The following is a 13,643-nucleotide window of genomic DNA, read 5'->3' on the forward strand; positions in this document are numbered from 1 at the left end:
CGGCACGGCCGACCCAGACGCCAAGCACATAGCGGCCGTCGAAGCCAACCGACCAGGCATCGCGATAGCCGTAAGATGTGCCGGTCTTGTAGGCGATGCCGCGCTGGGCCGCACCTTCGGGCGGCTTCACGCCGGACAGGATGTCGTCGATCTGCCAGGCGGCCTGGTCGTCGAGGATGGTGGCGGTGACGCGCCCGGCATTGGCCGGCTCGGTGCCGTCATGCAGCGTGTGCATCTTGCCGCCATTGGCGAGGCCGGTATACAGCTGCACCAGGTCGCGCAAAGTCACGCCGGCGCCGCCGAGGCCGATCGCCAGCCCGGGCGCCTCGTTGAGCGGCAGGACCAGGTTGACGCCGGCCTGGCGGAAGCGCGCCGTGAGCCGCGCGGGACCAACTGCGTCCAGCACCCGGATCGCCGGCACGTTGAGCGACAGCTGCAGCGCCTGCCTGATGCTGACGTCGCCTTGGTAGCCCATGTCGAAATTCTTCGGCCGGTAGCCGCCAAAGTCGGCGGGGCTGTCCTCGATGATCGTCTCCTGCGCCACCAGGCCTTGCTCGAAGGCAAGCCCATAGATGAACGGCTTCAGCGTCGAGCCGGGCGAGCGCACTACTTTGGTCATGTCGATCCAGCCGGATCGGCTGGCGTCGAAGAAATCGGCTGAACCGACTTCGCCAAGAATGTCGCCGGTGCGGGCATCGGCCATCACCATGGCGACGGAAAGCTTTGGGCCGAGCTTCCTGGCGGCCTCTTTCGCCACCTGTTCCAGCCCTTGCTGAACACTGCGGCGGATGGTGAGTTGCAGCGGCTTGCCGGGTTGAGCCTTGGGCGGCATGGCGTAGGACGCATGCGCGGCCAATGCCGGCAGCTTGCGGCGCAGGCCGGAGACGTCGTCGAGCGCGGCGCGCGCTGCCTCTCGTTCGTTGAGCAGACCGGCCGAGACCATGCGGGTGAGCACGCGGTCGCGCGCGGCATGCGCGATGTCGAGGTTGCGGTCGGGCCGGCGCTTTTCCGGCAACTGCGGCAGCGCGACCAGAAGGGCTGCTTCCGATACGGTCAGCCGCTTCGGCTCCTTGCCGAAATAGGCGAGCGAGGCGGCGCGCACGCCTTCTAGGTTGCCGCCATAGGGCGCCAGTGTCAGGTAGCGCTCGAGGATTTCGCGCTTGGACAAACGCCGCTCGATCTGGATGGCGCGCAGGATTTGCGTCGCCTTGGAGGCGAGGCTGCGGCTGTCGCGCGGCTCGATCAGACGGGCAAGCTGCATCGAGAGCGTCGAGCCGCCGGAAACGATGTGGCCGCTGGTGGCGAACTGCCCGGCGGCGCGACAAAGCGCCAGCATGTCGACGCCGCGGTGGTCCCAGAAGCGCTTGTCTTCATACGCGACCAGCATGTCGACGAACTGCTTGTCGACCTGGTCGAGCCGGGTCCCAAGCCGCCAGTAGCCGTCCGGCGTCGCGAAGGCGCGCAAGAGTTCGCCGTCGCGGTCCTGCACTTCGGCGGAGACCGTCAGCGGCGCCGGCAGCGGCGGCGGGAAGGCGCGGTCGAGCTGCCAGAGAGCGGCGACGGAAAGGGCAAGACAGGCGGCGGAGGAAGCTGCCGTTATGGCAGCGCGCCGCAAGAATTTTTTGGAGAGCATGGTGCTGCCCCTCACCCTGACCCTCTTCCCGTGAAAGACGGGGAGAGGGGGGCGTCAGCGCTGGAGCTTGTCCCTTCTCCCCGTCTTTCACGGGAAGAAGGTGCCGGCAGGCGGATGAGGGGCAGCGCTATCGCCATGGTTGTGATCGCCAGCGTCGGAATACTTACTCCGCCTTGACCTCCATCATGCCGGAGGCGGTGCGGGCCGAATATTGCGGCCGGTACATGTCCTCCACCGTCGCCGCCGGATGGGCATAGGTGCCGGGCGTCACGGCGCGCACGACATAGGCCAGCGTGATGTTGCGGTCGCCGTCGCCTTCGTTGGGGTTGAAGGCGGCGACGAAGCGGTCGTCGCGGAACTCCAGATGCGCGGCGTCGGTCTGCGCCAGCCAGGAGAAGTTCGACAATTGAGCGCTGGACACCAGGCTCGGATTGTCGATCTCGAAGCCGGCCGGCAACAGATCGGTGATCAGCAGGCGCGAGGGCCATTTGTTCTGCTCATAGACCTTGAGCACGACCACATAGCGTTCGTTCTGCCCGGCCTCGGTGATGTTGGCCTCAGTGCCGTCGAGCCTGTAGTAGGTACGATCGATGTTGAAGCCGTCGCCGCCGGCCGGCAGCGGCTCGACGGGTGCGGCCACCGCGGTGACCACCGCCTGCAGCGCCGTCGTGCCGGTGTTGGCGATGGCGAGCGGGCTGTCGACAAGGTCGTTGCCGGCAACCCGATCGGAATAGCCGCCGGTATGCGGCGCGCCGTTGACGGAAAGCGTGATCGAATTGTTGCCTTCCTTCAGCGCCCTTGCCGCAAGGAGCATCCAGGATTCGTCCTGCGTGCTCGTCCAGCGGGCGTCGGCGCGTTCACGCGCCACCAGCCTGATCAGCTGCGGCACGATGCTCGGCACCGGCTTCGATTCCGCGGCCAGCGCAAGCATCGCCGCGCCGTCACGCAGGGGCGAGCCATAATCGGAGCGATAATAGTCGTATTCGGTGCTTGCCTGCGCCAGCCGCAAGGCCGTCTGGAAAGTCGCCTCCGAACGCTGGGTGTCGCCATAGAGCGCCAGGCTCGCGGCCAGTTGGGCGACAGCCATCGGGCTGGAGAAGGACTCGAGCTGCGTGTCCGAATAGTAGCGCAGATCGCCGATCGAGGCCTTCTTGTTGCGGGCGAGCACATAGAGCGCGTAGGCGATCTCGCTGCCACGATCCTGGACGTCCTGGTCATAACCAAGCGAGTTCTGCAGGTTGTTCAGCGCCTGGTTCATCGCCTGAGCCGGCACGTCGTATTTCTGCTCGCGTGCCCGGGTCAGGAACTCCGTGACATAAGCATCGAGCCAGAGATCGCCGGACCCCGGGCCCCAGAGGCCGAAGCTGCCGCTTGATGCCTGGTAGCTCAGCACCTTGTAGACGGCATCTTGGATGCGCCCATGCAGGTCCGGATCGCTCTTCATGCCGATGCTTTTGGCCATGTCGTTGACATAGAGCAGCGGCAAGGCGCGGCTGGTTGTCTGTTCGGCGCAGCCATAGGGGTAGCGATCGAGCGTCATCAAAAGCGAAGGGACGTCGAAGGCGGCTGCCTGCGAGACGCCGATGCTGACCGAAGCACCGTCGAGCACGCTTGCGGCGAGCAGCTCCTTGTCGACGCGCAAGGCTCCGCCATTGGGTTTCAGGTCGACCACCATGCGGTTCGTGACCGGGAGCTGCGCCGGGCGCACCGGCAGGTAGAGCGTCTGCTCGACCTCCGTTCCGCCGGTATGCGCGAGCTTGACGGTGATCGAAGCGTCGCCCGCCGTCTGCGCGATCAGCGGAAATGAGAACGCTTGCCGCTTGCCCTGGCTAAGCGTCAGCTTCTCGGGCAGGGGCTTGTCGCCGGTCGAGAGATCGCCGGTCGTGGTGACCGACAGCTTGTAGTCGCCGGCAGGGCCGTCGGTGTCGGCGATGTCGAGACGCATGGTCGCGGCATCGCCAGGCGCCAGGAAGCGCGGCAGGCCGGCGGTGATCACCACCGGATCGCGCACGATGACGTCGGTTTGAGCATGGCCGACGGCCTCTTTGGTCCAGGCGACGGCCATGACGCGCACGGTGCCGTTGAACTGCGGGATGTCGAAATCGATCCGCGCCTTGCCGTTGGCATCGAGCTCGACCGGGCCGGAGAAGAAGGCGACCAGCTTCTCGGTCGGCGGGCTGCCCTGCGACTGCATGTTGGCGCCGTCGCCGCCGGTCCGCAATTTGCCGGTGGTGCCGAGCGAACCGTCGATCAGGCGGCCATAAAGGTCGCGGATTTCCAGACCCAGCATGCGCTGGCCGAAGAACCAGTCCTCCGGATCGGGCGCCTTGTAGTTGGTGAGATTGAGGATGCCGACATCGACGGCGGCGACCATGACATAGGCCTTGCTGCCGGCTTGCGCGCCGCTGACGGCGACCGGGATCGACAGCTGCTGGCGCGGGGCCGTCTTTTCAGGCGGCGTAAGCGCAACAGTGAGCTTTTTCGAACCCGGATCGACGGTCAGCCATTTGACGCCGATTGCGCGGGCCGGCATGCGCGATTCCTGCGCATCGCCGGGCCGGAACAAAGTCGCCGTGACATAGGCGCCGGCTCCCCAGTCGTTGGCGACCGGGATGTCGACGGTGCTGCCGCCGGTCGGCACCGAAGCGGTGACGGTCTTCAACAGCTTCTCGGCGCCGATGGTGACCAGGAGTTCGCCGGCAAAATGCGGCGACACCTTGAGCTTGGCCACCTCGCCGGCGGCGTAAGTGTCCTTGTCGAGAGCGATCTCCAGGCCGTCCGGTGTTTCGGTGGTGGTCGAGGCGACGTACCAGCCGGCGTCGAACTCATAGCTGGTCGCCGGGCCATCGGGGTCGGCCGTCTCGACCTCGAGCCGGTAGCGGCCCCAGTCGACAGGAAGCGACACGGTCGCCTCGCCGTCGGCTTTCAGGTCGATCTGGCCGTTGGCGACGGCCTTGGTGAGGTTCACCGCTTCATAGTTCCAGGAATTGTTCGAACGGTACCACTGGTAATTGCGCTCGACCTTGACCAGCGACCACTGCGCGCCCTTCAGCTCCTCGCGTTTGCCGTTCGGATCGACGGCGATGATGCTGAATTTCGCCGTTCCGCCTTGCGGCACCTCGCCGCCTTCGAAATCCGGGCGGATGCCGATCATCTCCTTTTCCGGATGGACGGCGATGTCGAGCGAGCGCTCGACGGCACGGCCGCCGGCTTCGCGCATGCGGACTGTGACCTTGGCGTTGATCAGCTTGGTGGTGGAGGGCAGTTGGTCGATCGAGACCGGGAAGGTCGCCTTGCCGTCGTCGCCGACGAGGGGAAGGTTGGCCAAAGGCGTCACCGAAGGTTCGGCCGACTGCTCGTCGGCGAGACCGAAGATGAAGTCCTTGAACCGATCCCAGCTGTCCGTGGTCGACAGCGTCATCTCGCCTTCAAGCGCGAGGCCGGCGGCCGGCGCGCCATAGAGGAAGCGGCCGTCGACGCTGACATTGGCGGTCTCGCCCTGCGCGATTTCCTTCTTGTCGGCCGTCAAGTCGAACTCGATGCGATCCGGCACGAAGTCTTCGACCAGGAACATATGGCTGGCGACCGGTGCCTGCTTGGGATCGGTGTAGATCGACACCGACCAGGTGCCGCGCATGGCGTTAGGCTCGAGCGACAGATCGACGGCATGGGCGCCGGCGGAAGCGCCGTCGCTGACGATACGGCGGTTTTCGACGCCATCGGGTCGGGTGAAGATGAAGGTCAGCGGCAGGTTCTCGACCGCCTTGGCGGCGCCGTCGCGCGCAAGGGCGGCGACATGGACGTCTTCGCCGGCGCGGTAGATGCCGCGCTCGGTCCAGGCATAGACGTCGAGCGCGCCGGGCGCGGCACGCCCGGCAACGCCGCGGTCCGACAGATCGAAACCGGCGCGGCCCATGTCGAGGAAGACGAAGTCGTTGTCGCCCTGCTTGGCCATCAGCACCGCCGGCACCATGCCGCCTTCGCCGCGCGTCAGGCCCGGGTTGAAAACGGCATGGCCCTCGGCGTCGGACGTCGCCGTGCCGAGGATTTCATTGTTCTTGGCAAGCAGCGTCAGTTCGGCGCCGGCAATCGGCTTGGCAGAGCCCAGCGAGCGGGCAAAGACGTTGAGACCGTCCTGGCCGGTATAGGTGGACAGACCGATGTCGGAAACGACGAACCACTGGGTGGCGCGCGAACCATAATCGTCGCTTTTGTCGTCGACCGGCTGGGCGGTCAGCACATAGACGCCGGGCTTGCGCTGCGGGATCGCCTCGTCGACCGGAAAGGAGGTGGTGACCTCCTTGTTGAGGTCGTTGGCGATGTCGAGCGTGCCTTCCCAGACCGGCTCGCCCATCTGGTCGGAAATGGTGGAAATGTCATAGCCGTCGAGCTGATGCAGGAACTGGTAGCCGGACAGAAGCTGCGCCAGCGATCGGTCGCCGATGCGGTAGAGCTTCATCTTGGCGGCGCTCATGTTGACGGTGACGACCGGAATGCCGCGGCGGGCGCCGGCCGGCAGCACGAAGCTGTCGCCAGTGAAGCGGGCCGACGGGGCGCGGTCCTGGACATAGATCGACAGCACGACCGGAGCGGCAATCGACTCGCCGATCGCGGCCGGCAGACCGGCGCGGAAGGTCACGTCATAGTGCTGGCCATGTTCAAGCCCTTCGACGCAGATCTGCTTGTCCTTGGCTTCGACAGCCTTGGGAGCGGCATTGTCGACGGTGACGAACTGCGAATAGTCGACGCCGGTCTTCACCAAGTCCTCGGAGAACTGGGCGCAGATGCGCGGCGAAGAGGAATCGGCATCGACGGAATGGTCGATCACGCGGAAACCCTTGCGTGCTTTGAGGTCGGCGTAGTCGGCCTGCACGGCTGGCGAGTTCACCAGCGCAAGGCTCGCCTCATAGGCCTGAATGGCCGGCCGGAAAAGGTCGCGCTTGTCGAGGCCGGCGGCAAGCAGCGCCAGCGCCTCGGCGCGGGTTTTTGCCGTGCGCACCAGCTTATAGGCGTTGAAAGCGGCCGAGGTGACGTTTGCCGGCAGGGTCGAGGGTTCGGAAGTGTTGGAAGCCGGCTGCACGCCGAGCGTCTCGCGCGCCAGCGCCAGCCAGAGCGCGCCGTCGTCGGGCAGGACGGACAGCGCCGCCTGGTATTTCTGCATGGCCAGGCGATGGTCGCCGGTCAGCGCTGCCTGCTCGGCCGCAGCCTGAAGTGCGGCCAGCCCTTCGGTCGGCTTGTCATACGCCGGATCGGTCAGCTTGTTGCGAAACTGCTGGGCCTGATCGGCCATCCAGTTGGGGAAGAAGGCAAGTGGAGGCGGCGCGCCGATATCGGGGTCGCCATCGACGTTTGCGACTTTGCCGGCGACGGCGCCGCTGAAGGGTTTCAGCTGATTGTAGTCGGATTTGAGAAAGCACCATTTGGCCTTCGTGTTGTAGGTGAAGGCGCGGCAGGCGGGATCGCCGAGGCATGTGGTCTTGCATTGGTCGAGGCTGACATTCTGGTCGGACCTGAGGTCGAAACCGAAATAGTCGGAGTTGTCGGTCGTCACGATTCGCCGGGCTTCGGCCGCTTGCGCGGCCCCGCTCAAGGCAAAGAACAGAAGAACGAGGAAAGAGAGACCACGAGCCGCGCGCATTGCCATATCACCCTCCCGACATTGCAGCGTCCGGCCATGATCAAGCATCAAACAGGCTTGTCAACGCCGAACGCGGCAGGTTTTCAACCCGCCAACGGTTTCCATGCCGGCCACAGGCCGGTATTTCGACAGAACCTCCATGGGACAAGGGTTCACGCTTTCTTGCGAAGGCGCAAAAGGTGTGAATTCCAAGCCCGGTCTATTTCAGACAATTGGATTGTGGCCCCTTTACGAGCGTTTCAGAACTTCATTCCAATTTTAGTTTTGTCGTCTAGGTTAGCGTAATGCCGGCGTATGAAACGCAGATGTCAGGAGGGATCGCGCCAGGGCGCGTGCTTCCGCGCGCCCTGCTTTTGGCGCTCGTCTGCGCGGCCATGCTCGCCGGCGAAGCCCGGCCGGCGGCTGCTTTCGAGATTTTCGGCATCAAGCTTTGGGGCTCGTCCAAGGACGAGGATGCCGACATCGTCGATCCGCTGCGCTATTCGGTGACCATTGACGCTCCCGATGCCGACAAGGATCTGGTCAAGAAGCTGGAAGATGCCTCGGTGCTCAAAAATGACGAGGAGCACCCGGTATCGGGGTCGCTCGGCTTGATGGCCAAGGCGCGCAGCGACCGCGAGCAACTGGTTGCCGCCCTTTATGCCGACGCCCGCTACGAGGGCGTGGTCACCATCACCATAGAGGGCAAGTCCATCGACGAACTGCCGCCGGACGCCGAATTCAAGGGGCCGCAGCCCATTCCGGTGGTCGTCAGCATCGCCGCCGGGCCGAAATTCACCCTCGGCGACATCAGACTGAAAGGCGACGCGGCCGGCCTGGCGAGCGCCGATTTCGGCCTGATCGCGGGCGGCGACGCCAGTTCGGGTGCCGTGCTCAAGGCCGAAGCGGCGATCGTGCGAGCGCTCAAGGAAGAGGGCAGACCGCTAGCCAAGGTGACGGATCGCGAGATCGTCGCAGACCATGACACCTCAACGCTCGACGTGACACTGACGGTCGCGGCCGGCCCGGTCGCCGGCTATGGCGACACCACCGTCGAGGGTACCGAAAAGGTCGATCGCGACTTCACCGAATACATGACCGACCTAAAGCGGGGCCAGCAATATTCGCCGCAAGAGATTGACGATGCCCGCGATCGGCTGCTCGGGCTCGAAGTCTTCAACAGCGTGACCATCAAGGAGGGCGAGAGCCTCGACGCTCAAGGTAACATTCCGATCGACGTCCAGGTGAGCGAGCGCAAGCCGCGCTTTTTCGGCGTCGGCGGCACGTTTTCGAACACGGAAGGACTGGGGCTCGAAGGCTATTGGGGCCACCGCAACCTGTTCGGCCAGGCGGAGAAGCTGCGCATCGACGGCTCCATCAGCGGCATCGGCAGCAACAGCATTTCCGCGCTCAACTACAATGCCGGCATCATGTTCGAGAAGCCGGGGGTGCTCGGGCCGACATCGAAGTTCTTCACCGGCGTCAAGACCGTGTTGGAGCACCCCGACGCCTATGACCATTTCTCGGTCAAGGGCGACGTTGGAGTCTCCTACGACCTCGACAAGAGGCAGCGGGTCTCGGCCGAATTCGACCTCGACTACTCGAGGATCACCGACGCCTTCGGCAAGCACACCTATCTGATCGCCAGCATTCCGCTGCAATATGTCTATGACAGCCGCGACAACAAGCTCAACCCGACCAGGGGTTTCCGGGCGCTCGCCTATGCCGAGCCGAGCTACGACATTCTGAACGGCGCGACCTTCCTCAAGTTGAAGGGCGAAGGCTCGGCTTACCAGTCGCTCGATACGGCGAGCAGATTCGTCCTCGCCGAACGCGCTACGCTCGGCTCGATCGTTGGCACCGGGCTGCAGAATGTTCCGGCCGACAGGCGCTTCTATTCCGGCGGCGGCGGCTCGGTGCGCGGCTATGCCTATCAAGGTATCGGCCCGAAGGACATCGACGGCCAGCCGATCGGCGGCCTGTCCCTGTTCGAGACCTCGGTCGAGATGCGCATGGCCGTCACCGACACGATCGGCATCGTTCCGTTCGTCGATGCCGGCACGGTCTCGACCAAATCCTTCCCCGATTTCTCCGACGTCAAGGTCGGCGCCGGCGTCGGTCTGCGCTATCTTACGCCATTCGGGCCGCTGCGCATCGACGCCGCCGTGCCGCTCAACCGCGATCCGGGCGATCCGCATTTCGGCCTCTATGCCGGCATCGGTCAGGCGTTCTGATGATGAGGATATTCTGGCGCATCCTTCGTATCTGCCTCTACACGCTGCTCCTGTTGCTGGTGGTGGCGATCGGCGCGCTCGCCGTGCTGACCGGCACCGAAGGCGGCCGTCAGAATCTCGCCGGTCTGATCTCGAAACTGGCCTCGACCGAGGACCGCAAGATCACCGTCAGCGGTATCGAAGGCATCTGGTCCGGTCAGCTCAGGCTCGATCATGTCGTGCTGGAGGATCGCACGGGGCCCTGGCTGGTGGCGCGCAAGGTGGCGCTCGACTGGTCGCCGACGGCGCTTTTGTCGCGCAACTTCAGCGCCGATCGCATCGAAGCCGAGCGCATCGAGTTGGCGCGGCTGCCACGAGCCGGCCAACAGCCGTCGCAAGGCGCATCGAACAGTCTGCCGGTCTCGATCGACGTCAAAGAGATCGAGCTGCCGGAGATCGCGCTCGGGCAAGAGCTCGCCGGCAGCGGGATTGCCGAACTTGCCGCCAAGGGTTCGCTCAAGGCCGATCCATCGCCGCTGGCGATCGACACGGTGCTCAAAGTCGCCCGCCGCGACGGCAAGCAGGGCAATGTCGACGCCAAGGTCCGTTTCGCGCCGGCCGACAACAAGCTCGACCTCGATCTCAAGGCGTCGGAGCCGGCCGGCGGCATCATCGCCAATTTGCTCAAGCTCCCCGATGCGCCCCCCGTTGATATCGTCGTCTCCGGCACGGGGCCGCTCGCCAATTGGAACGGCATCGGCACGTTCGTTGTCGATCGTCAGATCGTCGCCCAGCTCACCGGCCGCCATCAGTTGAGCGACAAGGGCCACTATATCGAGGCCAAAGGCGACGGCGAATTCGAGCGCTTCCTGCCGGAGAAGTTCAAGTCGCTGTTTGCCGGCAAAACGAATTTCGACGTGGCCGGGACGGCGACCACGACAGGCGGGATCGATATCGAGCGCGCAATTGTAGAGAGCGGCGCCGTGCACGGAACGGCCACCGGCAATGTCGACCCGAAGGGCGCCAGCGATCTTGCCGTCGAGCTCTCAGCCAAAGACAAGCCCGTCACCATCGACGTCGGCACCAGCGCGGTGCCGATCCTGGTCGCGGTCGAGAAGGCGACCGCACGCGCCTTTGGCGACGGCAAGGCGCCGATAGTCGACATCGGCACCTCGTTGGCCTCGATCGCCGTCGGCGGCACGCAGCTCAACAATGTGACGGGACGGGTCCATTCCGACGGCTTCGACGTCGCGACCCGCACCGGGCCGGTCAATGTCAAGCTCGCGGCCGCCGGCCTGAAGACCGACGTGGCGACCCTGGCGCCGCTGGTGACGGGCAAGCTAGCCGCTGATCTCGCCGGTTCGATCAGCCGCGACACCGTCACCGTCGACCAGGGCACGTTGCGCAGCGATGCGCTCAATGCCGCGCTGACCGCCGGCGTCTCGCTCGCCGACCTGTCGATGACGCTGAAGATGAACGCCGACGCCGTATCGAAGGCGCTGCCGCCGCAGATCAGCTCGCTGCTTGGCGAACGGGTGAAATTCTCGGCTACCGCGACCCGCGATCCGGAAGGCGCTTTCGCGGCCAACGAGCTGGAACTCACCTCCGGCTCGCTCAGCGCCAGCGGCACCGCCAGCGCGCAAGGCTCGGATATCAAGGCAAACGTCAAGGGAACGCTGGGCGATGTATCGGCGCTGTCGTCGCTGGCGGGCACGCCGCTTGCCGGCGGGGTCAATTTCGCGCTGACCGCCAGCGGTCCGCGCTGGGCGCCGGATTTCTCGGTGTCGGCCGACAGCGCCAGCCTGACGGCGGCCGGCCGCACGGTGAAGGACATCAAGCTCTCGGCGAAGGGCAAAGCCGACATCGCCAACCCCTCGGCCGATATCTCGCTGACGGGCAGCGTCGAGGAACAGCCGCTCGACATCGAGGCGTCGTTGGTGACCGCCGCCGGCAAGCGCGCGATCAAGGGCCTCAGCCTTGCACTCGGCGACAACAAGGTTTCGGGCGACCTCGCGCTCGACGACCAGTTCCTGCCGGTTGGCACGCTGACGCTGGCCGTTCCCGATGTCGGCCCGCTGGCGGCGCTAGGCGGCCAGACGGCAACCGGCGATATCAACGGCACGATCGCCTTCGCCAAGGATGGCGCGGCTCCGAACCTCACCATCAATGCGGCCAGCACATCGATCGCGCGCGGCGAAGTGGCGGCGAAAGCGATCACCGTCAATGCGCTGATCGCCAATTATCTCAAGGGACCGGCAATATCGGGCACGATCAAGGCCGACAGCGTCACTTCCGGCAAGACAGTGGTCAGCGGTATCGGCATCGACCTGAGGCGCGACGGCGACTGGACCAATTTTTCCGGCGGCGCGACGGCATCCGGCATTCCGGCCACCGCGACCGGGCGCGTGAAGATCGCCGACGGCAAGACCAGCGTCGAGATCGCGTCCGGCGAAGCGACCCTGCGCGGCATCAAGGCGGCGATCGCCGAGCCGTCGCGCCTCGCAATCGCCAACGGCGTCGCCAGCGTCGAGAAGCTTGCGCTCAATCTCGGCGGCGGCTCGGCGACCATTTCCGGCAGCGCCGGCCAGATCCTCGACCTGACGGCCAATTTCGCCGGCCTGCCTGCGGCGCTCGCCAATGATTTCGTGCCGGGCCTCGATGCTGCCGGAACGCTGGAAGGCACGGCACATGTTACGGGCCCGTCGGCCAATCCCGATATCGAGTTCGACGCCAAGCTTGCCGGCGCCGAGACCAGCCAGACCCGCCAGGCCGGACTTGGGCCGCTCAATCTGGATGCCGCCGGCAGCTACGGTCTGGCGAGCGGCCTGGCCCTGGACCATGCAACGCTTTCGGGCGACAAGATTTCCGGCAACGCCGCCGGCACCTTGAATCCGAACGGCGTCAGCGATTTTTCGCTCGATCTGACGTCATCCGGACCCAGCCTGCCGTTGACGATCGGCAGCGCCGAAAGCCCGGTCAAGATCGAGGTCCAGTCATTGTCGGCAAAGATAGCCGGCCAAAGCACGCAGGCCCGCCTCGAGGCTTCCGCCATCCTGCCTTCGGTTGCCGCCAGCCAGGTGAATGTGGACGGCCTTGCCGTTGCGCTGCATTCGGATGCGTTCGATCTCAAGGGGCGGGCAGGCCCGGTCTCCGGGACGGTGTCGATCGACAGGATCGGCCTGGACAATCCGATGATCGCGCCGTTGGTTGCCGGCAAGGTCACGGCCGAGGTCAATGGCCGTTTGACGAGCGACGCCGTTGCCGTCAACAGCGGCTCGCTCAAGAGCGATGCGCTCAACAGCCAGGTCGCCGGCCGCATGTCGCTGCGCGACGGCGCCGTCGACCTCAATGTGAACGCCAATGTCGCTTCTTCCGCCTTGCCGGCGGCGGTGCGCGGCATGTTGGGCGAGAGCGCGCAATTGAGCGCCGCGCTGAACCGCGACGCCAACGGCAACGTCAATGTCTCCGGCTTGAAGCTCAACTCGGGCGCGCTGAGCGCCGACGGGCAGGCGAGCCTTGCCGACAACAAGCTTGCCGCCGACATCAGGGGGGCGTTGAGCGACGTTTCGCTGCTGTCGAAAGACGCCAAGGGCGCCATCGCTTTTGGCCTGAATGCGCAAGGTCCGATTATGGCGCCCGACCTCTCGCTGACGGTGAACAGCGACAGGCTGTCCGTGGCGGCGCGCGAGATCACCGGACTGAAGCTCACCGCGACAGGCAAGGCCGATGCCGCCAATCCGGCGGCCGATGTGCAACTGACCGGCAATGTCGCCGGACAGCCGCTGCAGGGCAATGCGGTGCTTGCCACCGCCAATGGCAAGAGCGCGATCAACGGGCTTCTGCTGTCGCTGGGACCGAACAAGATCGCCGGCGACCTCGCGCTCGACGACCAGTTCCTGCCGGTTGGCACGCTGACGCTGGCCGTTCCCGATGTCGGCCCGCTGGCGGCGCTTGGCGGCCAGACGGCGACCGGCGATATCAACGGCACGATCGCCTTCGCCAAGGATGGCGCGGCTCCGAACCTCACCATCAATGCGGCCAGCACATCGATCGCGCGCGGCGAACTGGCGGCGAAGGCGATCACCGTCAACGCGCTGATCGCCAATTATCTCAAGGGACCGGCAATTTCGGGCACGATCCAGGCCGACAGCGTCACTTCCGGCAAGACAGTGGTCAGCGG

General features: G+C 65.4%; 4 protein-coding genes. 2 read left to right on the top strand and 2 right to left on the bottom strand.

The genetic code is table 11. The features are described 5' to 3' along the window. Together pbpC and EOA49_RS25145 are read right to left on the bottom strand one after the other, a co-directional pair. On the bottom strand, positions 1 to 1,633 hold a 1,633-nt coding region (pbpC, locus tag EOA49_RS25140; protein ID WP_127243413.1), incomplete at its 3' end, for a penicillin-binding protein 1C. Between the two features lie 163 nt (positions 1,634 to 1,796). Continuing rightward, a complete protein-coding gene (locus EOA49_RS25145; protein WP_127243414.1) occupies positions 1,797 to 7,277 on the bottom strand; it encodes an alpha-2-macroglobulin family protein in 5,481 nt (1,826 codons plus the stop codon). Positions 7,278 to 7,555: 278 nt separating this feature from the next. Here EOA49_RS25145 and EOA49_RS25150 point away from each other — a divergent pair, with 278 nt between their 5' ends. Next, positions 7,556 to 9,484, top strand: a complete 1,929-nt coding sequence (locus EOA49_RS25150; RefSeq protein WP_067328927.1) for an autotransporter assembly complex family protein — start codon at positions 7,556 to 7,558, stop codon at positions 9,482 to 9,484. After that, positions 9,484 to 13,643, top strand: a 4,160-nt coding sequence (locus EOA49_RS25155) for a translocation/assembly module TamB (RefSeq protein ID WP_348626893.1), incomplete at its 3' end; no start/stop codon positions are given. The genes EOA49_RS25150 and EOA49_RS25155, both read left to right, overlap by 1 nt.

It is taken from the genome of Mesorhizobium sp. M1A.F.Ca.IN.020.04.1.1 (assembly GCF_003997315.1).
GTDB lineage: Bacteria > Pseudomonadota > Alphaproteobacteria > Rhizobiales > Rhizobiaceae > Mesorhizobium.